Source organism: Streptomyces sp. NPDC096136, from assembly GCF_044763325.1.
Lineage (GTDB): Bacteria > Actinomycetota > Actinomycetes > Streptomycetales > Streptomycetaceae > Streptomyces.
This window is the reverse complement of record NZ_JBIWFZ010000013.1, coordinates 1-24,166: the sequence shown is the minus strand read 5'-3', so window position 1 is coordinate 24,166 and position 24,166 is coordinate 1. Positions and strand designations below refer to the sequence as shown.

The following is a 24,166-nucleotide window of genomic DNA, read 5'->3' as shown; positions in this document are numbered from 1 at the left end:
CATAGCATCAATCGCCCCGGGACGCCGCCGCCTTCCCGCGCGACGTACCGGGGGAGGGCCCGGATGCCCCGGCTTCCGCGCCCCGTCCGGACGGGGTTGATGGTCGCACCGGTCTTCGCGGGCGCCTGGCGGGCACGTGCGACCCGTGCCAGGGCGACATCCAGTGCGGCGTGGGGCCTGCTGTTCGGCGTTTGGCCGGCCCCAGTCCCGTCGTTGGGTGGCCGGCCAAGGGCCGATGTCCTCGCCGTGGCAGGTCGCGTCAGGCTTGACGGACGTCAGCCGTGTCCCTTCGGCGAGGACCTGGGAGAGGTAGGCGTAGTGGCGTTGCAGTCCACCGTCCACCCGGAGTCGTCGTCGCCCGGATTCCAGTCCTCATCGATCGCGGCGAGCGCGCCCGCCCGCCGCGCGGCGCGTATGGGGTCCTTCCGAGCCCGCCATGCCGGCGAATGTTGGTGAGTCACTGCCCGATCTGGACGTCGAGGATCACCGCGTCCTGCGGGGCGGTCAGGGTCGCGTGCTGCTCGTAGTAGGCCCGGCCGGCGGTGAGGTCGGTGGCGAAGCAGTAGTCGGCGGTGTCCCACACGATCCCCAGCGTGTCCAGCTCGGCGGCCCGCTCCCCGAACACCCGCACATCGTCCATCGAGCACGCCATCTCCTTCGGCAGCCGGTCACCGCGACCGGGGCACATTGGCCCTGCCCTGCTTTCAGCATCCCTGTGCCGCTTCTCCTCGGTCAGGCGCCGGCTCTCCTCGGCCGCGCGGGCGTCGTGCCCGTCCTGCGTGGGTGCGACTGTACTGCGCCCCTGCCCGTCGTGGTCGAAGAGATCCGTGTCGACCAGCGAGAGGACGGGGCCCGCGCCACGGCGCGGCCCCGGCGGGCGCAGGGGTTGGTGGGGTCCATTCGGTGGTAGTCGGCCTGATCGTCGTGGGGGTGTCCGCCCGTGGCCCGCCGCATCACCTCGGCCTGCGCGGCGCTCCAGCCCAGGGCGGAGGCTTGCCGGTGCCATCGTGCGCAGTTGAGGACCCTCCTGGCGGGCCCGCTCGTGCGCCTCGGCGTGCAGCTCGGCGGCCAACCACGCGTCAGGGCGCGCCCAGGCGTAGAGCCTGCCGCTGAACAAGGACAAGATGCTCGCCCTGCTGGCCAGCCTTGCCACCGCCAACACAAGCTCGATATGTCCGGTGAACTGGATAAAATTGGACCAAGTTCGATCTGTGTTCGACAGCAGTCCGTAAACGACAACCTCAGCCGGGCGAACGGGGCTGTCCAAGACGGACGACGCCGTGATCACACCAGCCACGCAGGGGTCGTCGCACCGGGGGCGGCCTGCCACGTCAGCAAGCTACGCTGCCTCAGCGGAACTCGTGTACCACCTGAATCTCGCCGACGATGTGAGCGTTGAAGTCGTCCAGATCCTCAGCCGGCACCCACAGCTCGAGGATCGTCCGCCCCCCAGCCTGCTGGACGGGGTACCGGCCCAAGAACTCCGACTCGACCTCGAATCGGGTAACGAAGCCGACACCGCTGTGCTTCACGTTCCAGTCCCTCGCGATCTTGATCGCGTAGTCCTCGTTGAGGACTGGGTAGAAGATCGGCTGCTCGGGGAGCCGAGGCGGCCAGGCGCGCCAGTCCAGCTCGCGGACCAGGTCCAGCTCCTTGGGGCCGGTGGGGCGCCACAGGGCCGTCGTTGCTCGCTGGCTGGCCATGTGATGAATCGCTCTCTGAACGCGGGAAGCCGCCGGTACGGCTGGTTTGTGACCGGATGGTACCGACGCCAGAAACCCAACAGCTACGCAGTTCCCGTACCACACGCCCGCTGTGACCAGCAGTTATGGGACACCCCTCAGCTGCCAGGCAGGCCGGCGGCGAGGTTCTTCTCGGCGAGGACCTCGATGGGCGCCGAACGGACGGTCAGTGAGGCGGCCGGCGGTGTCACGGTGACCGGTTCGCCGTAGGCGTCCAGCTTGAACTCGACCGGAGTGGGAGAGAAGGTCGCTATGTCCACGACGAGCTTTCGTGGGTAGGGCTTCTCGCCGACCGCGACGTACGCGGTCACCGAGTTGCGGTCCTCACCCCGGCGGACGGGGACGACGCGTTCGCCGTTCTCGGTGGTCTCGGGCTCACGGATGGCGCGTTGACGGGGGTCCGCCAGCACGTTGGCGACGTTGTGCAGCGAGGTCATCGTGCACAGGTCGACCATGCTCTTGCGGATACGGCCTTCCTGGCCGAGCTCCAGCCACTTGCCGCGCAGTGCCTTGTCCAGCCGCTCGCCGTCCGGGGTGGTTGCCGCGTTCTCGAGGAGGTCCTCACGCCATTTCATCCAGGTGCGGCCGCCGCGTTCCACGGCAACGCGGAAGGACCCGTTCTGGGCGTCGACGCGACAGTTCTTGTCCCGGTCCACGGAGATCTCGACCGCACTCCCCATCGCGACCGCGGACCTGGCCGTGACACGTACCGATGACGCGTCCCTGAACAACTGCATCGAGTCGGAGAGGAACTTCCCGTCGGCGTCGTTGCCCCGCTTGGTGTTGCTCGAACTGCTCGCCTGGCCGTGGCAGGCCGTCAGAGTCAGTGCCATACCCGCGGCGCACAATGCCGCCAGGCGTCGTGCCCTGTCGCTCACTACGTTCCCACTTTCCTTATCTAATATGGTGATTTAAAGCGGAAGGGCCGGATACCTCGTCGCCATGGCCTCAGGCTCGCGAGACCACCGCCCGTCATCCGATGTCGGGTCGCTGAGACGCCAGGGGAATCAGGGCGGGCCCTGGACGTGGCCTGTGATCCCCGGGCGCGCCGTTGCTGCCGACGCCCTTCGGCGTCGGCAGCAACGGCGTCCGGCGGACTTGCCGGTGTGTGCTTCGGAACGAGGTCAGTCGAGCACGTCGGGGATCGGGGCGGTGTTGCTGCGCTGGAGGGCGTTCTTGGAGCCGGCTGCCGGGCCGAGGGCCCAGTCGGTGAGGGCCATGGAGTCCATGTAGCGCTCCTCGTCGTTCAGCAGGACACCGATGATGGTCTTGCCGTTGCGGGTGACGGAGAAGACGAGGCACTTGCCGGCGGTGGTGGTCGTGCCGGTCTTCACGCCGATCGCGCCCGGGACGCCGTAGCCGGTCGGCCGAGGCTGGACCAGCAGGTTGGTGTTGCTCCAGGCGGCGACGGCGGAGGTGCCGCCGGTGCTGTACGTGGTGGTCTTCACGAGCGTCTGGAACAGGGGGTCGGCCATCGCCTGACGGGTGAGCGTGGCCAGGTCGCGCGGGCTGGCCAGGTTCTTGCCGGTCGACGAGATGCCGTCGAAGGAGTCGAAGACGGTGTTCGCCATGCCGAGTTCCTTGGCCTTGGCGTTCATCTTCGCGATGAAGTCCGCCGTGCGGGCCGCCATGGTCGTACCCGTGCCGAAGGTGTCCGCGAGGGCGTACGCGGCGTCGCAGCCCGACGGCAGCATCATCCCGTACAGCAGCTGACGGACCGTCGGGGTCGCCCCGGCCTTGAGCTGGGCCGAGCTCGCTCCCTGGACGTAGACGTAGTCCAGGTACTCCTGCTTGACCGTGACCTTCTGGTCGAGGTTGAGGTTCGGCAGGGAGGTGACCACCAGGGCGGTCATGATCTTCGTGGTGCTCGCCATGGGGCGCTTGGTGTCGGCATCCTTGGCGGTGAGCGTGGCCCCGTTGGTGCCGTCGATCACGATGGCGCCGGCCGCGGTGAGCGTCGGGACGGGTGCGGCCTGGGCGGGGGACGTGGCCGCGAGCAGGGCGCCGGCGGCGATGGTCACCGCGAGCGTGCCCTTGGCGCGCCGCATCAGGTTGGAGATCACTTCAGTCCTTGATCGTGTGTAAGACCCCGGACGGGAGGCGCCGTGGAGGCGTCTCCCGTCCGGGAGGGTGCATTACCGGATTCCGTCGTCGGCGTCAGCCGGAGCCGCCGGAATCGGGTGGGTGGGGGGTGTGCGAACGGGACGGAGGTCCCGTCGCCTGGCCCGCCGCCGCGCCGCCGGGAGCGTCCCGGTCACTTGCGACGGAGGGTCGATGGGCGTGTGGGTCAGGGCTGGACGCCCTCGAAGGTGCCGTTGCCCCTGCCGCGGTGGAAAGTCATCTTGGTGCCCTTCCAGCTGACGATGTCGAGCTTGCCGTCGCCGTCGACGTCACCGGTGACGATCTTCAGGTCGGTCCAGGTGCCGGCCGCGGCCAGACCGCCGGCGTCCAGGGTCCCGGCGGCGTTGCCGGTCCAGCGGACCAGGGCGCCGTTCTCCCAGACACCCACGACGTCGTCACGGCCGTCGCCGTTGAAGTCGCCGGTCCCGAGGATGATGACGCTGTTGAAGGAGGCATCAGGCCAGATCTTCTTGCCGCCGTTGAAGTCGAGCTGACCGTTCGAGCCGACCTTGTACGCGTACAGCTCGCCGTTGGGACGGGTCGCCAGGACCCCGTCCTTCGGGCTGGCGGGGTCGACCTTGTAGCGGGTGAGGTGCTTGAGCTGCGCCCAGGTTGCGTTCTGGGGGCTCAGGGTGACCGTGGTGGCGAAGGTGCCGTCGCCCTTGCCGGCGTGCAGGAGGATGCGGTCGCTCTCCCAGACGGCGGCGATGTCGCGCTTGCCGTCGCCGTTGAAGTCACCGGCGAAGATCCGCTGGACCGTCTTCCACACACCGGGCGTGCCGACGGCGGTCGGGGTCGACTCGAAGGTGCCGTCGGCGCGACCGCGGTAGACCTGGAGGGTGCCGTTCTTGTCGACGGCGGCCAGGTCGGCCTTCCCGTCCCCGTTGAAGTCCGCCAGCGCCCGCTGGTCGGTCAGGCTGCTCGTGTCGGGTCCTGGCACTACGACGTTGCTTTTGATCCACTGACCAAGGTCATCGACGCGGACGTCGTAGACGCCGGCGGTGGTGTTGGCGGCGTCGAGGCAGCCGGTTTGGCCGGAGCGGGCGGTGACGCCGACGAGAACCGGCTTGCCGGCGTCCATCCGGACGGCCGGGCCGCCTGCGTCGCCCTGGCAGACGGTGGCGTCAGACGGGTCCTTGGGTGCGAGGAGAACGCCGGTGGCGTCGGAGGCGCCCGTGGTGAAAGTCGCCGAGTGGATCTTGGAGGGCACCCAGTCCGTCTTCGTACGGCCGAATCCTGCGACGGTGACGTCCTGGCCGACGGACGGAGGAGTAGGGGACAGCGCGACCGGGGTGACAGTGGAGGCGGGCTTGTCCAGGCGGGCCAGGACAAGGTCGCGGTCAGCGTGCGGGACGAGTTCGACAACGTCAGTGGTGTGGCCGCCGGAGGTGGTCAAGTCGGTGCGGCCGACGGTGACTGTCGTCTTCTCCTTGGGCATCCCCGACATCACGGTGCTGGTGTCGGCGGGGTTCTCCGCGAAGCAGTGCTTCGCGGTGAGGACCCAGCGGGGGTCGACGAGGGTGGCGGTGCAGGACCGCTTGCCCTCACCGATGGCGATCTTTCCGGTGAACGCGAGAGTGCTGTCGCCGGCGGGTGCGGGAGGGTTGGTGTTCTCGCCGGTGACGCGGAGCTCGATCAGGGTGGACTTCACCCGGTCCGAGGTCGCCTCGCCGTAGCCGGTGAAGTCGTTGGCGGGGGCGTCGATGACGGTCTTGGTGCCGTTGGCCTCGATGGTCGTCTTGACCGGGTAGGCCCCGGTCCAGATCCCGAACGCGGACGGCAGTTCAAGGGAGAGGTAGGCGGGCTTCGACTTGACGTCAAAGCAGTAGTCCTTCAGGCCACGGGTGTTGACCGTCATGTCCTGAGTTCCGTCACACGCCTGCAGCATCAGGTTGCCGTCACCGCGCTTGAGCGTGACGCCCTTCTCCGCCTGGATGGCCGCCGCGCCGGGGTAGGAGAAGTCCTCCACCGCGTACGACATCGTGTCCACGCCCGGCAGGGCAGGGTCAGCGCTCGCCGCAGGCGCGGCCGCGAGGGACAAGGCAGTCAGTGCGAGCGCTGACGGAATATTCACTATCAGATATCTGCGCGCGCGGGATGCAGCCATTGCAGACCTTTCAAAGATATCGGGATACGGGAGCGTAAGCACTCGTAAATTTTCCCAAGCAAGCTAACCACAGCCAAGATCAAACCTACGTCGAATGATCTTTCGGGGGCCAGATCTGGGCGCGGCAAGGGCCGCCCACCTGACTACCACTCAGTAGTGCCGATGGTTGTACTTCGAAACAAAGTTTTTTGAGATGTAGATCAACCCCCGCTCGTGGCTGAGATCGTATGGCTGAAAGTGCAGGTCAGAGGCCTAGATGGACGGTGGGGCGGGGTGTGGCGGAGGCCTGTCGCAGCTGTACGATCTTCCGGACCGAGCCCCTCTCGAACGGCATGACGGGTGGCCTTCAGGCACTTGCATCACAACCCAGAGTTCCGACCAATTAATTTCCTTGGGTTAATTCCATGCCATCTCGAAGGGCTTAAGTTCGACATTTTCAAAGGGGGCGTCGCGTGAGGCGACGAATATCCTCCCGACCATTTGATTCGGGAGCATTGAAAAGATTTTCTGGGCGCAACTTCGCCCTTCGGGGGCTTCTTGCGGTCGGCCTGCTGTCCGGGTTGCTGGGTACGCCTGCGGCAGCGGCCGCGGAAGCCCCGCCCCTGTCGCCGCAGGAGGTGCGGAGGCAGATCGTCACCTTCTGGGAGACCGGCGGCCCGGGCATCAAGGAGGCCGCCGAGCAGGCGCTGCTGGGCGGTCCGGAGGCGATCAAGAAGTTCCTGGACGAAGCTGGCTCCATCGAGCACGACGACAACCGGGTCGATGCAGCCCGGATGGCCATGGCCGGAGGCCCCGCTGTCCGCCAAGCCGCCAAGGACGCCATGCTCGGCTCGCCCGCCAGCCTGCAGACGTTCCTGCTGTACGGCTACGAGACTCCGCTGGATGACGACCGCAGAGTCGACATCGCACGGATCGTCACCTACGGCGGACCCGGTGTCCGTGAAGCCGGCAAGGCAGCATTGCAGGGCACCTTCGCCGACCGCGAGGAGTTCTTGAACTCCGGCCAGTACGTGGCCCAGCAGGACGACAACCGGGTGGACGTGGCCCGGATGACGAACACCGGCGGCCCGAACGTGAAGGCGGCGGCGAAGGCCGCGCTGAAGGGCACACCCGAGGACATCGTCGAGTTCCTCGAGGTCGGACAGTTCACCGCCCGCAGCCGTGACCAAGTGCACGCCTCGATCGAAGAGCTGACCGAGCAGGCCAAGCAGGCCGGAAAGCAGGCAGAGGCCGCGACCAAGCTGGCTGAGGACGCCTCCGCCAAGGCCGTCACTGCGGCAGAGCTAGCCAAGAGCGCGGCCCAGAACGCCGCCCGGGAGACTCAGGCCGCCAAGACTGACTCGCAGCGCGCCGCCGTCAAGGCCAGGCAGGCCGCCGACGCCGCCCGGGCCGCAGCCTCCGCCTCGCAGGAGGCGATCGGCTCGGCCAATGCCGCCAACCGCGCCGCACGCCGCGCCGCGTTGGCTGCGGCCCAGACCGCCTCGGCCGCCGCCGCTGCCGCTGACGCGGCCAACAGGGCCTACAACGCCGCGATCGCCGCGGCTGGAAACGCCGGCCAGGCCGAAGGCGCCCGGGCTGCTGCCGCCACCGCTCGTGCCGCAGCGCAGTTCGCACGGCAGTCCGCCGCCGCGGCGGACTCCGCCGGCAGGGCCTCCGCAGCTGCTGGTGTGGCGTCCACCGCGGCCAAGGGCGCGGCGGCGAACGCCGACGCCGCCGCGGCTGCCGCCGAGGAGGCGAACGGATACGCCGACCAGGCGGGCGTCCACTCGGACGAGGCCCGCCAGGCCGCAGGTGAGGCACGACGTCACGCCAACGCCGCGCGTGCCGCCGCCGACCGCTCGAGCGCCCTGGCAAGCCGCTCGGCGAGCGCGGCCTACAGCGCGAAAGACTCCGCGAACTCCGCAGCCACGCACGCAGAGAACGCCGCAGACTTCGCCGAGGAAGCCGCCCGCCAGGCCGGCAACGCCGCCACCTACGCCGACCAGGCCAAGAAGAACGCCGACGCTGCCAAGACCGCGGCCGAGACAGCAACGGCCGCGGTGAAGAAGGCCCGGGAGGTCTTCGACCTCGCTAACGAGACCGAAGCCGCCGACCTGGCCACCCGCACCGACGCCGCCATCGAGCGCGCCCGCTCGGCGAAGTCCGCCAGCGACCAGGCCGTCTCCGCCTCAGCCGCCTCCCAGGTCAACGCCCTGGGGCTGCAGGACACCGCTACCCTCCTCGCCCGGGAAGCGGACCGGCCCGACGGCGACGCCGCCTACACGGCCAAGAAGGGCCGCGAGCTGGCCATACAGGCGATGAAGTCCCTCGGCCCCTGGCACCAGGAAGCCGCCGCCCGCGCGCTCGCAGGCACTGACCAGGACGTCCTGGACTACCTGCGCACCCGCTGGAAGGAAGCCGAGCAGCAGGACGTGCGCCAGCGCGTTCTCAATCTCAGCACGCAGAGCCCCTATGCCGGGGTACGTGCCGCGGCCGTCGAGGCCCTCAAGGGCGCGCCCGAGCAGATCCAAGGGTTCTACAACACCGGCCAGTACGCCGCAGGCGCCGACGACATGAAGGTCGACGTCGCCCGGCTGACCAACACCGGTGGCCCCGGTGTCAAGGAGGGTGCCAAGGCTGCCCTCGCCGACGGCACCGGCAAGGCCCTCGCGACCTTCCTCCAGATCAACCAGTACACGCAGCGCCTTGATGACGAGAGGGTTATCGCCGCCCAGCTCGCCACCGCGGGCGGGGCCGAGGTCAGGGCCGCTGCCAAGATCGCCCTGGCCGGACCGGCCAACCAGATACACGAGTTCGTCGCCACCGGCCAGTACATGGCCCAGCGCAAAGACGACCTCGCAGACCACCATAAGAACCAGATCGAAACGCTCCTCGCCGAAGGCGACGAGGTCGCCGCCAAGGCACAGGAGAACCGCTGGAAGGCCGCCGAAGCAGCCTACAGGGCCAAGCAGGCCGCCTCGGAGGCCAACGACGCAGCCGGCCAGGCCCAGCAGTCCGCCAACCAGGCAGCCGGATACGCCGCCTCCGCGAAGGCCTCGGCCGACAAGGCCGCCGCAAGCGCCACGGCAGCCGCGAACTCAGCCGCCACAGCACGCGGGGCCGCCAGCCGTGCCGAAGCCGACGCCTCCGCAGCGGAAGGCTCCGCGGCCCAGGCCGAGTTCTCCGCCAGCTATGCCCGCCAGTCCGCCCACGAGGCGAACAAGTCAGCAGACGAGGCACGTGCCTCAGCGACTGCCGCCGGCAGGAGCAAGGAAGCAGCTGAGGCCGAGGCCCAGCAGGCCTGGACCGCTGTTTTGATCCTCCGGGAAAGGGAGGAAGCCGAAGCGCGCCGACAGGCCGAAGAAGAGCGCAAGCGGCAACAGCAGATCAGGCCGAGGCGGATCTGTACTCCGCACCCCACCCGCGAGACCATGGCCCCGATCATGGCCTGCGTGCGGGACCCGGAGAACTCCGAGATCCGCATGCCCGAGATCGACCCCACACTCCGCGAAATCGTATGGGAGCTCACAGGCCTCAACGACATCAAGGAGTGTATAAAGAACCCGACACTCTTCGGCTGCACGATGGCGGCTGCTGGCGTCCTGCCGGTCGGCAAACTCAAGCTGCTGACCAAGGTCGACGACGCGATCGACGGCATCCGAGGTGCGCGGGCGATACGTCCAGCCATCGACTGCCTCAAGACGATGGCCCCGCACAGCTTCCCCGCCGGCACGAAGGTGTTGATGGCCGACGGCACCCGCCGGGCCGTCGACCAGATCCGGGTCGGGGACCTCGTCACGGCCACCGACCCAACCACCGGCACCACTGCCGTCCGGCCGGTCACCCAGACCATCGCCACCCCCGACGACCGTGACTTCACCGACGTCACACTGTCCGACGGCTCCGGCTTGACGTCCACGGACCACCACCCGTACTGGGTAGAGAACCGCAAGCGCTGGGTCGACGCCGTCGACCTCCGCATCGGCGACGCTCTTCGCACCCCAGTCGGCACCGCGATCCAGATCGGCAACACCAGCCACTGGAAGGGTCTCCAGCCCGCCTACGACCTCACAGTCGACGAAACCCACACCTATTACGTCAACACCGGCACCACCGACGTCCTTGTTCACAACACCGGCGGGGCCTGTCCCGCCTGGGTATCCGACATCCAAGACCAGCTGCCTAAGTGGACCAGAACTAACGCGAGCAAAGCTGACAAGACTGTGGGGCAGCTCCGCGCTCCGGACGGAACTCACTTCCCCAATCTCCCGAAAGAGCTCCGCGAAGTAATCAGCAGGGAAGTCCTGCCGGACGGCAGTCCTGACCCTTGGTACGTGAAGGCCAACAAATTGATTTACACATCGGATGCCGGTGACTTCAAGAGGCCGAGCAAAGTCATCCCAGGGTATCCGCCAGCATCGCATGTGGAAGGGAAATATGCGGCCTGGATGGCAGAAAGCGGAATCAGCGAAGCAACCGTCGTGATCAATAATAGCGAAGGTGTCTGCAACAAGGCTATCAACTGCAGCATGGCGATCGAGGCGATCCTGCCTGACGGACACAAGCTGCACGTGTACTACCCTGGCGACGGCTCGCCCAAGACACTGGTCGGCAAGAGAAAGAATCCGGTACGATGATCTTGTTTGTTCATGTCGATGAACCCCTCGTTCTTGCTGACGAGCCCGAGGCGCTCGAGGCGGTCAACCGTGCGCTGACAGAGCGGATCAGTAGTCACGGCTGCGATACCGCCTCCTTCCTCTACAGGGAGGAGGCCAATCTGTCACGCACGGAAGCTTCACTTACCGTATCGGTGAACCATGAAAACGGATATGGCGGCCTTGCATGGTTTGCTGACGGAAACACTGCCAAGCGCTTGATGGAAACCCGGGGTGAAGAGTTCGCTGATTCGATCTGGGTCTCCATGAACCCCACTCCTCCAGAGTTCGATCCGGAGATTCTTAGCGACCCCTGGGTGCCAACATACATTCATCGAACCAGCGCTCTCCCGATCCCGATGCTACGTGCAGCTTTGGAAGAATTCTGCAAGGCCGGGACCGGCGATCGGCCGGAATGCGTCAATTGGGTGGAAGGTAACTTCAATGGGACACTTCTCAATCCTCCGATTGAATAGCTTGAATCCTGCGCCCTGAGTTAGATGCGGGGCACCGCCTCGGTGGCGGTGCCCCGCTTGGGTGTCTACCGCTGCCTTCTACCGGCAGGTCCTGGCGGCGGCTCGGTAGCTGCTGGTACCGCTGCCCGGCCGTGCTGCCCGCGCCCTTGAGCTGGCCGCTCTCCACCAACTACTTCTTCCGCTCCGGTCCGGGCCCGGCCTGGCTTGAAGTCTTGGACGAGCACGCCGGACACCTCCTGCTGCCCGACGGGGCAACCGGTGGGTGGCCGGCTGCTCCGTTCCTCAAGCACCTGACCACCGCCGACCCGCAGGCGGCCCGGACGTGGCTGGCCAGCCACGCCGCCGAACTCGCCGGCGCAGGTCCCGACGCGCTGGACGCGCTGCTGCGCCTGGCCCTGGCCGGCGCCCTCACCCCCAAGACCGTCCAGCAGCTCACGCCGTACGTCGCCGCGCGGCCGGGGTCCGGGCTGGGGGTTCCGGCCCGGGCGGGGTGGTCGCGCTGGCTGGCCGCGCGCTGGGCGCGCGTCGTTCCGGTGGTGGACCGGGGCGGGGACTGGCTGCAATGGGCAGCATCGTGCCCAGGCCATGATGTCGGCCGGCGTGCGCCGCACCGTCGTCCTGCACCATGTCTACGAGGCGGCGTAGCCGCGCTCCCCCGACACGTTGCGCCGCGTAGCGTGGTGTCCCCGCGTGACCTGCACGACAGCGGGCCGCGAGCCGACGGGGGCCGCCTGACGGGGACCGTCGGCCGAGGTGGCCGGGCCGGAGCCGGGGCCACGTCGTGCCGTTCCGCCCTCACCTCTCCGCCGGTGCTCCGCCTGCCCGACTCCTTGCCCTGCAGTAGCGGCCGGCGCCGCGGGTCGGGGCGCACACCGGTCGGCCGGTGTGCGCCCCGACCGGGATGGTCGCGGGCTTCTAACGTGCTGGTGGGGGTGGCGATGACGGGGTGGGCCCGGCTGGCCGGTCTGGTGGGACGGCGGGGCCGCGCACGGGCCGCGCCGGCCGCGCAGGCTGCTCCAGGGCCGCCCGCCCCCGCTCCGAACGCCGGGAGTTTCTCTGGACCCGCCTTCACAGCGGTGGAGACCGGCGCGCCGGCGCCGAGCGGCCGGCAGGCCGAGGCAGGCCACGAGGCTCTGGCGGCGCCGCGCGGGCGGTTCCGGTGCCGGTCGTGTCCGCGGCCCGGTGGCGGGCGTGGCGCGACCCGGACCTGGTTTACGCGCGGATGTCGGATGCCGAGCGTGCCGGACTGCGTCGGCGGCACCCCGACTGCCAGCTGTGCTGGCGGCGTCCGTCGACCGCCGTCGACCACGATGCGAGGACCGGCCTGGTCCGCGGTGTGGTGTGCAGGAGCTGCAACAGCTGGCTGGGGTCGATGGAGGCGGCCCTGCGTGTGCCTGAGCGGCTGATGCAAAACCAGGCGGCCTATCTGCATTGGCGGTTCGAGGTCGGAGGGACGACGGAGCTGGCGGCCCGGTACCGGGGCGAGCTCTCCTACCTGGACATGACCCCAGCGCAGTACGCCGAGGGCCTGCGCCGGCTCATCCCGCTCCCGTACGTGTACTGGAGGCCGTGGACAGGCTCGGGCCCCGTCTCCCGCGCAGCAGTGGACGAAGATCGGCCCGTTGCCGGACGTCGAGGAGGCGGACCGCCACCATCTGCTGCGCCTCGTGGTCGAGCCCCGGCTGGTGGTGGTGACGACCCTTGAGCCCGAGGACGGCGTGAACAGCCGCCACCCGCGCGGCCTGGTCAAGTACTTCACCGGCGACGCCCGCAGCCTCTACGGGCGGCGGCCCGGTCTTCACGGGCAGGTGCGGCCGCAGGAGCGGCCCTGACCGGTGTGCGCGGCCGGCTGCCGAGGCTCTGGACCGGCGAGTGGTCGCGGGTGCGCCGGAACCGCGCGGCGATCGAGCCGTGTCCGGCGTGCTCAGGCCGTGCCACGTGCCCGGCCGGCCGCGGCCCCCGGCTGGCTGGCCGTCCGCCGTGCTTGGCCGGCCACACTCCGGCGACCCACCGTCCGGCCCGTCCAGCTGTCCGGCCGGTGCTTGGCGTTCGGCCGGCTGGGGTGTGGCGTCTGTGTCTTCGACCTTGACCGGGACGAGGCCCGCCCCGGCGATGTGGCACTCGGCTTCCTGGCCCGCTGCCGACCCGGTCGGTGCTGGGCCCGGCCGGGCGGTCGCCACCGCAGTCGGGCCGTCGGCATCGCCGAGCGCCTGATGGGGGTCCTGCTCGGCGCCGCCCAGGAGGAGGCTCTGGACGCGTGGGGAGAGGTCTACGGCAAGACGTCCGGCACCCTGCATGGCGCCGCCGCCGAGACCGGCCGTCCGGCCCGTCTCTACGCCGAGGTCCTCGCGGCGGCGCGGGAGCTGCTGGTGCCGCTGCCCGCCCGCGCCCCACGGGTCCTTGAGCTGACCGCGCTCGAGCGCCCGGGCCCAGCCCACGTGCGGGAGCTGGCCCGGTGGGCGGACCCGCGTGCCACCGCGTACTTCTTCCGCTCCGCGCCGGCCGCAGCCTGGCTGCCGCTGCTGCAGCAGTACGCCCCGCACCTGCTGCTCCCCGACCCGGCGGCCAGCGGTGTATGGCCGGCCGCCGGGGGCCGGGCCGCGCTGGACGCGCTGATGAGCCTGGCCGGCCGCGATCCCGCGGTGGTGGCGCCGGCGCTGGTGCGCGCCGTCCTTGAGGAGCACACCGTAGGCACCCCGGTGGGGGAGGGGGCCGTCCTGGTCCGGCACCGGGTGCTGCGCCTGGCGGCCGAGTGGGCGTGCATGGTGCCGGTCGTCGGCCGGGACCGCGACTGGATCCTGGTGGCCGAGCGCCTGCTGCGGGCCGCGGTCGAAGCCGAGCACGAAGCGGCCGCCCGTATGCGGGCTGCGGAGGCCGGTGTCCGAGCGGCTGCGGTCCGGCCCGTCATCGGCCGCCGTCGGCTCTTCGACAGAGACCCGGCCGACTGGGCCGCGGCGGTACGGGCGGACAGTGCGCGGGTGCCGCAGCACCTGGCCGGCCGCCTCCTCCAGGAACTGGGCGCCGCCGCATATCCGGGTGGGCCCGCCGCCGCATTTCGAACTCGAAAAGGGTGGAGTTTGGGCTGCCGGGCACGTGGAAACGAAGCTCGCCCTTTTTATGCGGAAGGGTAAGGTTCCAAATGAAATGGACGTCGTCATCAACACCAACCACGTCTGCCCGAAGAATGGGGGGAATCAGGGGTGTCAAAATGCTGTACCAGCACTCCTCTGTGTGGGCCAGGCCTTGATCGTCCACTACCCCGGAATGCCAGAACCCATGGAACTGGAGGGTCTCGCAATCGGAAAGGACTGCGAAAGGTAGTCGCTGCATAGATGGAGGCCACTGCCCTGTACGTAGAGCAGTGGCCTCCATTCGGCCCCTGTCGGAGACATTTCTGAGGCTAGGGTATTCTCACCAGGAAATAGGTAGGGAATCCCAATCCTCATCAACCCATTCCCCGCCCAGCAAGATAGGCCGGCTCAACGCCCGGTCCCCGTTCGGGCGAAGTTGCAGGAGAATACCTAGGTCGCGGAAACTGGGCTGTCCGTTTGAGGTGAAGAGAAGCTCATGTCCAAGGTCTGCCATCCGGTCGATCCACGGATCAAGTTCAGACGGTATTCGGCCCGTGAGTCCCTCGTCGCTAAAACTCACCTGAGGGCCGCGAAGAGGATCCGCGGCCACGGATACCAGCCGGGGGTCACTGCGATCTGAATAATATGCCGTAATCCCCAGCTCCCTGAACTGTGTGAAAATTGTCGACCCATTCGACTGGAGTCCATCATTCATGCCGAGCGTCGTAGCCACCTCGCGGGAATCCATGCCGAACCGCAGCGGACCCACGGACAGCAGCGGATCCAATGGCCAATTCTGGCGATTCTGAGACAACGGCTTCTGGAACCACATATTCCCTCACAGTAATTTAACAGACACTGGATGATCGCATACTATTCGACAGCTGATCGAAACGTGATCAGGTATCGGTATCGCCCTCCCCGCGGCTTCTGTTGGAAGAGCAGGGCTGTGACCTCGCGAACCTCCAGAACCGGGAGCTGGACGCGACTGCGGCCAGCTACTGAACTTGAATGCGTGATGTCGGTGATCCGTCCATGATCAGGCCGGTGCCGTCGAGGCAGCTGTCGACCAGGTCGGGGTGGTGCTGGATCTGTTTGAGCCTGTGCTTCACGGCTCGGGTGATCTGGCCGAGGTCGGCGGCGAGGTTGCCGATGTCGCGTTTGACCAGCGACCAGACGCCCTCCTGCGGGTTGAGGTCCGGCGCGTAGGTGGGCAGCTGGAACACGGTGAGCCAGTCGGCATTCGCGGCGATGAACGCCCGCAGCGGCTTGGCCAGGTGGAGGCGGACGTTGTCCCAGACCAGCACGATCGGGCCGCCGAGCTGGATCCGGGCGCGGACGATCAGGTCCCGGAAGTCGCGCCAGCCGAAGCCCTTCGGCTCGTCCTTGCGGCCCCGGTACTCGCGGATGCGGTAGATCAGTCGGGACCGCTCGCCGGGTTTGTAGCAGGTCATGCCCGCCATCGACACACGGCCGGAGCCCCGACCGCGCACTCTGACGACCGGTGTCCGGCCGATCCGGCCCCAGGTCCTGGCACGCGGCGGCGTCATCGACTGCCCGGCCTCGTCCTCGAAGACGATCCAGGCTCCGAGAGCCGCCGCGGCGCTCTTACCCGCGGCCAGGTCTCCTTCTTCCACACCTCGACCGCCGCGTCGTCACGCTCGATCGCCCGGCGGGCGGGCTGCTGCCACGACCAGCCGTGCCGCTTGAGCAACTGCCATGTGCCCTCGACCGTGTAGGAGACGTGGAACAGCCGACCGATCAGCGTCTTGATCCGCGCGAGCGTCCACCGCTGGTCTGCCCAGCCATGGGCGAGCGGGCCACGTTCCAGCTCCCTTTCGAGCCTGGCGATCTGGGCCGGACCGAGTCTCGGTCGACCCGGGGATCCCTTCGACTGGACACCGGCCTCTCCACACTCGCGCCAGGCCCGGCGCCACCGCTCCACCGACCGCTCGCTCACGCGCAGCGCGGCAGCGATCTTCCGGTTCTTCTCCCCGCCCTCGAAGCGTTCCACGGCCTGCAGCCGGATCCGCTCCCGCGCGGCCCTTTCGGTGTCGGTCAACCCGCCGCCCTGCGCGTACCTCACGATCCCAGAGCTACCGGAGCCCACCCACCGCTGTCAGGCGAACGGCTCCGACATCACTCAATCAAGTTCAGTACCCCAGACTCTCGCGCATGCCGATGGCGGATTCCAGCGCCTTCAGCCCCGGCAGCCGCTCCAAAGTGCATACCGGCGGACCGGCACGAGGACAGTGCGGAGCGGTTCGTGCGTCGGGGCAGCGTCCCGTAGCAGGAACCGTGTCGGGCCAGCGTCCGCGGGGGCAGGAGGCGGCGCCCGGGCGGGTTCTACGCCGATCGTGGTCAGCCGTGCCTGTTGCTCGGGCAGCAGCTCGACGGCTGCGGCTGATGAGGAGGCGGCGACGTTCTACACCGGCCGGGCCTACGGTGGCTCAGGTCTGGGTCTGGAGGCGCGGGGGGTGTCTCTATGTCCTTCGTCAAGGACGTGGTGTCGAGTTTGAAGCGTTTTGGGGTGGTCATGTGGCGAGGGTGACGGTGCGGGTTCTGGACTCGTAGAACGTGCCGTCGCGGAGCATGGCGAACAAGACGCTGATGCGTTGGCGGGCGAGCCTGAGGAGGGCTTGGGTGTGGGTCTTGCCGCGGGCTCTTTGCCGGTCGTAGTAGGTGCGTGAGGCGGGGTCGGCGTTCATGCAGGCGAAGGCGGAGAGGAACATGGCGCGTTTGAGCTGCCGGTTTCCTCCTCTGGGTGCGTGTTCGCCGTGGATCGAGGTCCCGGACGACCTGGTCGTGGGGGCGAGGCCGGCGTAGGAGGCGAGGTGGCCGGCGCTGGGGAAGCCGGTGCCGTCGCCGACGGTGACCAGCAGGACGGCGGCGGTCCTGACTCCGACTCCGGGCATCGAGGTCAGGACCGGGTGAAGAGGGTGGGCCTCCAGAAGGGTGCTGATCTGGGCCTCCAGGGCCCGGCGGTGGTCGTGGACCGCGGAGAGCGAGCGGGCCAGTGAGGGGATGACCACGTCGAGCGTGCCGGTTCCCGGGACCACGACGGTCTGCTCGTCGAGGGCCGTGAAGACGTCGTCGATCAGCCTCTGTGCCATCCGCGGGGCCTTGGGACGGATCACCTCGACGAGTCTGCGGCGGCCGGCTTTCCGCAGAGCGTCGGGGGATCCGTATCGCTCGAGGAGCCAGGTGATGGCGGGGTGGTCCAGCCTTGGGCCCAGGACTCGCTCCAGCGACGGGTGGAACTGGGTGAGCAGGCCGCGTATCCGGTTGGAGGTGCGGGTGGCTTCGGCGGCGAGGTCCTGGTCGAAGCCGGTCAGCACGGTCAGCTCGGCGGTGATCTCGTCGGTCAGCTCCAGAGACCGCAGGGTGTGGGGCATGGTGCGGGCGGCGTCCGCGATGACCGCGGCGTCCTTCGCGTCTGTCTTTGCTTCCCCGGGGTAGAGGTCGGCGATCCGTCGCATCGCGAGTCCGGGCAGGTAGGCGACCTGGCAGCCTGCGTCGCGGGCGACGGTCAGAGACAGGGCGCCTATGGACGCGGGCTGGTCCACGATCACCAGGACGGTGCCGAACTTGGCCTTGAGTTTGTCGAAGACGGCCCGCAGCTTCGGCTCGCTGTTGGGCATCGGCTTGTCGAAGACCTTCTTCCCGGCCGGGGTGAGCCCATGGCCGTGGTGGGCGGTCTTGCCGACGTCCATCCCGAGGAAGACGCCTACGCCTTCGGTGTCTAACATCGCACCCTTCCCAGGTGGTTGACCGTGCCGGCCTCGGCAATGGCACCGTGCTCGCGCATCCACGTTATGCAGACCTGCCGCCCACGTCTCTGCCCGGCATTGCGCCGGACCGGGCGGTGGCCGGGTCTCTCATCAGCGTCTCCGACGGCGCCTCCCAGGCCCGGCGACACCACCCCCCAGGTCATCCGTTCGACAGAGGGGACACAGTCATACCGGGCCCGGAGGCCAGCGGCCCCATTGCAGGACCGCGAAAGACATAACGGGGGGCGGGATGGACCCCGGCGGATGTGAGTGTGCTTTCAAGTAGTTCATGCAGGTATGGCGGGTATGCCGCGCGGGAGGTAGGCAGGCCCAACAGGACACGGTGGCGCATCCGCAGGTCGGTAGCTTCGGCGAACACCCGCAGGGATGCCTCCAGCCAGGCGGCCTTCATGTCCTGTGACTTGTCCAGCGCGGGATCACGTACCCCGTCGGGTCCGTACGCTGGAGACTGGTCTGCGCGCAACGGCACATGGGCGCTGTACCAGGCCCGCACGGCACCGGCTCGCTCGGCATCCGTGCCGGCCTGTAGGTAGTGGACCAATGCCGCCATCACACGGCGGCGTCCGAATGCGTAGACCGCCGGCTCGACGAACCAGCGGCAGAAGCTGGGATCCGGGTCGTATACGGCTGCTGCCATCAGCGGGACGAACCACTCGACGCCGGGCGGGCGCGGTCGACCGGCGAGGGGCCGACATGGTCCCCGCCTTTGAGGGCGCGGACATGCGAGCCGTCCACGGCGCAGTTCGGTCAGCAGGGCGGCGTGCAGACGCGGCCATACTCCGGCCTCGGTCCAGTCCCGCAGCCGGCGCCAGGCTGTGACTCCGGAGCAGCCCACAGTCTCGGCGGGAATGTCGCGCCACGCAACGCCGGTCCGCAGCACGTAAAGGATGCCGGCGAGAGCCGCCCTGTCCGGAACGCGAAGTCGCCTGGGATGGCGGTGGCGTCGCTCGGGGGTGGGTGGCAGGAGCGGAGCCACCCGCTCCCACAGGCTGTCCGCAACAAGATCAGCTCGCATTGGGATGCCCTACTGGCCAGGATCGCCTGGTGCAAGACCCCCGGCTCAACTCACTCTGGAGCGAATGGCCCTGGTAGAAGACGCGCGGGCCATGCATCTCCGGAGCACCCACTGTTCGGATGGTGGGGCGGGTCCAGGTGGCGGCCCGGACCCGCGACGTGGGGCGATCAGGCCTTTGCTGCGGTCCCGTCCGTGGACGGCGGCTCGGCCTTCTTGTCCGGAGCGGCGGCCTTGGCGCCTTGGTTCAGCATGCCGCCGAGGGCGCTGAGGCTGCCGCCTCCGCCTCCGCCTCCGCCTCCGCCCGCGCCCATGGCCAGCTTGGCTGCCTCGAGGACGATCTGGGCGACCTTCTCCTGGTGCTCGGTGGCGGTCTTCAGCGCCTCCTGGGCGCGGATGCCGGCTTCCTTGTCGTTGCCGGCGGCGGCCTCGATGCCCTTGGTGAGGAACTGGCTCATGTTGTTGAGGCCGCTCATGTCGCGGAACAGGTTCGCGGTGGCGATGGCCTGCGTCGTCTGGAGGCCGACCGGGTCGGGCATCGCCACCAGCGGCGTGACCTTCGCCTGGGAGACGCCCATGCCGACCGCCGTGGTGTCGAGGTTCTGCGCGCGAGAGGCGGTGGACACCGGGGCGATGTCGGCCGGGGTGATCTGGATGGGCGAGTCCTTCCAGTTCCAGAAGCGGGTCAGGTCGATCTTCTCGGCCGCGTTGGACCGGCCGAGGACGGCCTCGGCGAAGACGCCGTTGGTGGCGATGGCGATCGTGTCGGACACCGGCGTGCCGAAGGTGCTGTCGCCCAGCCGGCGGTCCTTGGTCCACTCCTCGCGCTCCTGCTCGCTGGCGAAGTTCCAGCGGAAGCCGAGGTAGTTGCCGGTGGCCGCGATCGGCTTCGGGTCCAGCAGCATCCCGAGCGGGACCGGACCCGCGCTCGAACCCGCCGGGGTGTACGAGTAGTTGGCGAGGATGCGGCTGAGGGTCAGCTCGTCCGCGTTGGCCCAGACGGCCTGGCTGTAGTGGCGCCGGTTGTCGTTCAGATGGTCCAGGACCGGCTGTGGCACGTTTCCGCCCCGCACGTGGAAGCCGAGCGACGCGACATAGGTGCGGCTGCCGGACTTCACCGTCGAACCGAACAGCCCGCAGATGGCCGATCCACCGCCGGCGTCTTCGGACAGGTCGGCCGCGACGGTGGTGGTCGCCGCGATGCCGAAGTTCGCCACGCCCGAGGTCATCTTCAGACGCAGCCCGGCGAGGCTGCCGCGAGCGGTCCTGCCGGACCAGGCTTCGTAGGAGATCAGCTTGTCGGCGCCGCCGAAGGTGTAGGACGCCTGCTGCACGCTGGAGCCGCCGATGTCGCCGCATCCGAAGGTGTGGCTCGGGAAGACGACCTGGATGCCGCGGATTCCGTCGCTGTCCGACCAGACGTCGATCCTGGACGCGTAGGCGGAGTCCTCCTTCGGCTGGTCGTCGAAGGCCACCGGTGCCTCGCGTCCCAGAATCCGGCGCACGGTCCCGTTGCCCATCAGCACCCAGTAGTCTCCGCCGCCGACCGAGGCGATCTGCGCCAGCCCGGTCACGCTCTGAAGGCCGCCGGCCGTGGGACGAACCAGGGTCGTCGCACCGGACTCCACCAGGAGCGGCATGGTCTCGGTGCTGGACTGGGACTGGACGACGGCCCAGAGGGCACCGTCGGATGTCGCGGACAGACGCTGCACACCCGACCCGCCCCGCTGCACCCAGCTGGTACCGCTGCGCTCGTACAAGAGACCCTGCCGGGAGTACCACAGCTTGTCCTTGCCGGTGACGGCTATGTCGTCGGCCGTGACCCCCAGGTTCGTCCACATGGAAGGGCCACGCTGGTGGATCGCGTTGTTGGTACCGATGACGTAGACCGTGCCGTCCGTGGCGCAGACGATGCGCAGCCCGTAGCCGCCCCAGCCGTCAGCTCGCCAGGTCGTCCCGTCGAACTGGACGACCATGTTGTCGGTGGTTCTGATCGCCCAGACGGTGTCCTTGCCCGGTGCGATGCGGGTCAGGCCGCCGCTCAGTCCCGTGGTGGGCAGCGGCTTCCACTGCTGGGTCGCGGGATCGAACTTGACCGGGCTGCCGTCGGCCTTGCGCACCCCGTACACGCCCATGGCCGAAGCGGCGACGTCGGCCAGCTCCACCCCGGCGAACTCCTGAGTGGTCGGCACCTCCGGTGCCGCGCACGCGTCGAGACTGCGCACGACCGTGTCGAACGGGTTCGCCGCGCGGATCTTCGTCGCCCAGTCGGCCGGCGCCACCGACGCGAGCACCTCCTTGTACCGCTGGAGGCTGGTGTGGGTGAAGGTCAGCTCCTGGAGCGGGATGAACAGGCAGCGCTCCAGCCGGGTCGGCTTCGTCGTCACGGTGTAGATCTGGACGACTTCGTAGTACTGCACCGACATCGCGTGCATGTGGTTGTAGTTGGTGACGACCCGGGTCAGGACCTGGTCCTTCTCCGCCTGCGACGTCTCGCGCACGACCGTCATGTTCCGGCTGCGGGCCGCGGTCGCGAGCTGCTGGGTCCGCGCGCTGATCCGCTGCGTCGCCTCCTGCGCCACCGACCTCACCCCGGTGGAGCGCGACACCGCGCTCGCGATGCCGAAGTTCGACGACTTGCTCCAGTTGCCGCCACCGCTGATCAGAGCGCCGAGCGAGCCGCCGACACTGCCGCCCGAGCTGGACGACTGGCCCAACTCGAACCCCTGGGAACTGCCGTGCTGCTCCTCGCGGGCGATGGCGTTCGCGACCTCGCTGATCGACCGGTTCTGGTCGGTGGAGCCGGTCAGCAACTCGTTCTCGCCGGCCGTCTCGGCGCCCGTCGCCCGGGTGGTGCGCTGCCAGTCGACGACCGCGACCCGGGTGCTCTCGCCGGGCGCGAGGGCCAGGCTGTGCAGCAGCCGGCCGAGCGTGACGCCCTGGGCCGACCAGCTCTGCTCCGTTGTGACGACCATGCCCTCGGCGGGGCGGTCGTAGAACGGGAGGTTCTCCTCGCCGAGGTCGATCGCGCCGGTCAGGGCGCGCCCCGGGGCCGCCCCGGGGATGTCGGTGAGCACCACCGACTGGTACCGGACGACCTCCGTCGGGTAGTTGCCGGTGGAGGGAAGCAGGTCCTTCGGCGTCGGGCCGTCGAGCATCGCCTTGTCCGCATCGGGCGCGGGCGGCGTGGTCGTCGGGGTCGTCGGGGTCGTCGCCGGTGTGCCGCTACTGGGGGTGGTCATCACGTGTCCCGTCGTGAGGGTGGAGTGGAAGGCGAACGACGCTTCCGGGTCGCGAACCTACACAGATCAATCACAACTACGGCACGCTGTGGCGGAAATGGCTAGAAACAGTACTGAAGCCAACGGCTCTACCGCAGTGGGTGTCCAAGGATGGTGCCCGCCTTCCCCGGAGCCGGATCGTCACCGCGTCAACCACAGACCCGCCTACCTCCAAGGGCAGGGGGCCTACGCACGGGACGCGCGGCGGGCATCATCAAGAACTAACCTGGCCGCGGGGCGGTCGCACGCCACGACGCCTTGCCGTTTCAGAGCGGAGACCAGCGTGGCCACCAGCCCCGTATGGTCGAAGCTGGCAGCGCCTGCCTTCGGAAGATCCGAATCCCATTCTGAAACGATCAGTTATGCGGAGAACTCCTTCAGCCGGTTGACCTCTGCCGCGTGTTCGCTGAGTCGATGCCCGGTACTGCCCGAGGTGTAGAGGACCGTGCCCACCACGGCCGTCGGGAGCGAGAGCAGCAGCAGGGCGAGGAGCCCTGCCCAGTCGCGTTCGGCGGCGCAGCGGGTGCCTTGGGAGTCGGCGTAGCCCTCGTACGGGCGGCCCCGGTCGGTCTGCTTGGTGTAAAACACCCGGGACTGGCACTCGTCGTCGCGTCCCATCACGGGGTAGGGGAGCAGCAGCTGGGCGGCGATCCAGAGCCAGATGCCGGCGGAGGCGGTCAAGAGGCAGAAACCCCAGGCCTGCTTGCGCCGGGCCCGCTCACGGAATGCGTTGTCGTACACCAGCGCTCTCATGCGGGGGAAGGTAGCAGCCCGTTCGGCGGCATGCCGGCCGGGATCGTCAGCCGTCTCGATTCGAGAGCCCCAGGTGGACGATAGCGGTGGCGGTCAGGCGGGCCGCTTCCAGACCGCGATCTCGGTCGGCTGCATTGCCACCCATGACTCGTACGGCAGTGCCACGGGTGGGGGCCAGGCGAACTGGCCGGGCTGCATCGGCCATAGCCGCTCCGTGCGCGGCGTGCGGCTGAGCAGGCCGACCTCGTGGGCAGGCGGCACCCTGATCGAGATGATCTGCACAGCGAACCAGCCAACGCGCAGCTTGACGTGGTAGCCGCGGTGGTGGGTGTAGAAGCGGCGGACGACCAGGTCGCCCCAGATGTGGTGCTCGTCGTCGCCGGGCGGTTCGACGATGAACGCGTTGGCCCTCATGCGTCGCACGGACAGCTTCCCGTACTTGTACAAGTGCGTGTAGTCGGCCTTAGAGGTCCTAACAGAAGCTGTCGATCATGTGACTTTCGGTTTGGTTTGTCGTTGGTCTGGTCGTGGGGAAACGTCAGTCGCGGCCGTGGATCGTGTCGGATGAACTGTGGTCGCTCATCGAGCCGTTGTTGCCTGCGCCGGTGCCGAAACAGGTGGAGGGTCGCCCTCGGATTCCGGACCGGCAGGCGCTCTGCGGGATCCTGTTCGTGTTGCATACCGGCATCCAGTGGGAGTACCTGCCGCAGGAGCTGGGCTTCGGTTCCGGGATGACCTGCTGGCGGCGTCTGGCAGCGTGGAACGATGCCGGCGTGTGGGACCGGCTGCACCTGGTGCTGCTGAAGAAGCTGCGGGTCGCGAAGAAGCTGGACTGGTCTCGGGCGGTGATCGACTCCTCCCACGTCCGGGCCGCTCGACGGGGCCCAAAAGTGGTCCCAGCCCGGTCGACCGCGCACGTCCGGGCAGTAAGCACCACCTGATCGTCGATGGCCAGGGCATCCCATTGGCTGTCTCGCTGACCGGCGGGAACCGCAACGACGTCACTCAGCTGATGCCGTTGCTGAACAAGATCCCGCCGGTCGCCGGCCTCGTCGGCCGGCCACGCAGACGGCCCGACACGCTCCTAGGCCCTGTCTGATAATTGATCTTGTGGTGGGTCGAGGTGAACTGACGGATGCGGCGTGGGAGCGGATAGCGCCCCTGCTGCCTGGTGTTGA

At 68.6% G+C, this 24,166-nt stretch carries 19 protein-coding genes and 2 pseudogenes; 7 read left to right on the top strand and 14 right to left on the bottom strand.

Annotation, left to right across the window (positions count from 1 at the left end; genetic code table 11):
• Window positions 1-457 precede the first annotated feature (457 nt).
• The 5 genes from ACIRBY_RS24870 to ACIRBY_RS24850 all read right to left on the bottom strand — a co-directional run bounded on the left by ACIRBY_RS24870 (window position 458) and on the right by ACIRBY_RS24850 (window position 5,844).
• Window positions 458-640: a hypothetical protein gene (locus tag ACIRBY_RS24870; protein ID WP_403904047.1), complete on the bottom strand. Its 183-nt coding sequence runs from the start codon at window positions 638-640 to the stop codon at window positions 458-460.
• Between the two features lie 709 nt (window positions 641-1,349).
• On the bottom strand, window positions 1,350-1,703 hold the full coding sequence (locus ACIRBY_RS24865) for a hypothetical protein (protein WP_403904044.1): 354 nt from the start codon (window positions 1,701-1,703) through the stop codon (window positions 1,350-1,352).
• Between the two features lie 137 nt (window positions 1,704-1,840).
• Window positions 1,841-2,575: a hypothetical protein gene (locus ACIRBY_RS24860; protein ID WP_403904041.1), complete on the bottom strand. Its 735-nt coding sequence runs from the start codon at window positions 2,573-2,575 to the stop codon at window positions 1,841-1,843.
• A 291-nt stretch (window positions 2,576-2,866) separates the two neighbouring features.
• Complete coding sequence (locus tag ACIRBY_RS24855) at window positions 2,867-3,790, bottom strand: D-alanyl-D-alanine carboxypeptidase family protein (protein WP_403904440.1); 924 nt, start codon at window positions 3,788-3,790, stop codon at window positions 2,867-2,869.
• Window positions 3,791-4,029: 239 nt separating this feature from the next.
• Window positions 4,030-5,844 (bottom strand): FG-GAP-like repeat-containing protein, encoded by a 1,815-nt coding sequence (locus ACIRBY_RS24850; protein WP_403904438.1) that lies wholly within the window; start codon window positions 5,842-5,844, stop codon window positions 4,030-4,032.
• A 578-nt stretch (window positions 5,845-6,422) separates the two neighbouring features.
• Here ACIRBY_RS24850 and ACIRBY_RS24845 point away from each other — a divergent pair.
• The 6 genes from ACIRBY_RS24845 to ACIRBY_RS24820 all read left to right on the top strand — a co-directional run bounded on the left by ACIRBY_RS24845 (window position 6,423) and on the right by ACIRBY_RS24820 (window position 14,401).
• Entirely contained in the window at window positions 6,423-10,586 is a 4,164-nt protein-coding gene (locus ACIRBY_RS24845; protein WP_403904038.1) for a DddA-like double-stranded DNA deaminase toxin, read from the top strand.
• A complete protein-coding gene (locus ACIRBY_RS24840; RefSeq protein WP_403904036.1) occupies window positions 10,583-11,080 on the top strand; it encodes an Imm1 family immunity protein in 498 nt (165 codons plus the stop codon). Before ACIRBY_RS24845 ends, ACIRBY_RS24840 begins: the two co-directional genes overlap by 4 nt.
• Window positions 11,081-12,302: 1,222 nt before the next feature.
• Window positions 12,303-12,785, top strand: a complete 483-nt coding sequence (locus ACIRBY_RS24835) for an endonuclease domain-containing protein (RefSeq protein WP_403904435.1) — start codon at window positions 12,303-12,305, stop codon at window positions 12,783-12,785.
• The gene (locus ACIRBY_RS24830; RefSeq protein WP_403904468.1) at window positions 12,703-12,912 is read left to right on the top strand and encodes a hypothetical protein; all 210 of its coding nucleotides are present in this window, start codon (window positions 12,703-12,705) and stop codon (window positions 12,910-12,912) included. The genes ACIRBY_RS24835 and ACIRBY_RS24830 overlap by 83 nt, the downstream gene beginning before the upstream one ends.
• 381 nt (window positions 12,913-13,293) lie before the next feature.
• Window positions 13,294-14,211, top strand: a complete 918-nt coding sequence (locus ACIRBY_RS24825; protein WP_403904034.1) for a hypothetical protein — start codon at window positions 13,294-13,296, stop codon at window positions 14,209-14,211.
• Complete coding sequence (locus ACIRBY_RS24820) at window positions 14,198-14,401, top strand: DddA-like double-stranded DNA deaminase toxin (RefSeq protein ID WP_403904432.1); 204 nt, start codon at window positions 14,198-14,200, stop codon at window positions 14,399-14,401. The genes ACIRBY_RS24825 and ACIRBY_RS24820 overlap by 14 nt, the downstream gene beginning before the upstream one ends.
• 90 nt (window positions 14,402-14,491) lie before the next feature.
• On the opposite strand, the gene ACIRBY_RS24815 is transcribed toward ACIRBY_RS24820, so the two are convergent.
• The 9 genes and pseudogenes from ACIRBY_RS24815 to ACIRBY_RS24775 all read right to left on the bottom strand — a co-directional run bounded on the left by ACIRBY_RS24815 (window position 14,492) and on the right by ACIRBY_RS24775 (window position 23,411).
• Window positions 14,492-14,983 carry a hypothetical protein gene (locus ACIRBY_RS24815; RefSeq protein ID WP_403904032.1) on the bottom strand — a complete coding sequence of 164 codons (492 nt, stop codon included), beginning with the start codon at window positions 14,981-14,983 and terminating at the stop codon, window positions 14,492-14,494.
• A gap of 166 nt (window positions 14,984-15,149) precedes the next feature.
• Entirely contained in the window at window positions 15,150-15,701 is a 552-nt protein-coding gene (locus ACIRBY_RS24810) for a transposase (RefSeq protein ID WP_403904029.1), read from the bottom strand.
• Entirely contained in the window at window positions 15,698-16,237 is a 540-nt protein-coding gene (locus ACIRBY_RS24805) for a winged helix-turn-helix domain-containing protein (RefSeq protein ID WP_403904027.1), read from the bottom strand. The genes ACIRBY_RS24810 and ACIRBY_RS24805 overlap by 4 nt, the downstream gene beginning before the upstream one ends.
• A gap of 448 nt (window positions 16,238-16,685) precedes the next feature.
• Window positions 16,686-17,900: an IS110 family transposase gene (locus ACIRBY_RS24800; RefSeq protein ID WP_403904024.1), complete on the bottom strand. Its 1,215-nt coding sequence runs from the start codon at window positions 17,898-17,900 to the stop codon at window positions 16,686-16,688.
• 181 nt (window positions 17,901-18,081) lie between these two features.
• Window positions 18,082-18,579, bottom strand: a complete 498-nt coding sequence (locus ACIRBY_RS24795) for a hypothetical protein (RefSeq protein ID WP_403904022.1) — start codon at window positions 18,577-18,579, stop codon at window positions 18,082-18,084.
• Window positions 18,580-18,596: 17 nt separating this feature from the next.
• Window positions 18,597-18,957, bottom strand: a pseudogene (locus tag ACIRBY_RS24790) (transposase); the annotation flags it as partial.
• Between the two features lie 167 nt (window positions 18,958-19,124).
• Window positions 19,125-22,196, bottom strand: coding sequence for a hypothetical protein (locus ACIRBY_RS24785; RefSeq protein ID WP_403904019.1), 3,072 nt, complete (start codon window positions 22,194-22,196; stop codon window positions 19,125-19,127).
• Window positions 22,197-22,595: 399 nt separating this feature from the next.
• Complete coding sequence (locus ACIRBY_RS24780; protein WP_403904017.1) at window positions 22,596-22,988, bottom strand: hypothetical protein; 393 nt, start codon at window positions 22,986-22,988, stop codon at window positions 22,596-22,598.
• Window positions 22,989-23,081: 93 nt separating this feature from the next.
• Window positions 23,082-23,411, bottom strand: coding sequence for a hypothetical protein (locus ACIRBY_RS24775; protein ID WP_403904014.1), 330 nt, complete (start codon window positions 23,409-23,411; stop codon window positions 23,082-23,084).
• 104 nt (window positions 23,412-23,515) lie between these two features.
• Here ACIRBY_RS24775 and ACIRBY_RS24770 point away from each other — a divergent pair.
• Window positions 23,516-24,063 (top strand): annotated as a pseudogene (locus ACIRBY_RS24770) (IS5 family transposase); the annotation flags it as partial.
• Window positions 24,064-24,166 lie beyond the last annotated feature (103 nt).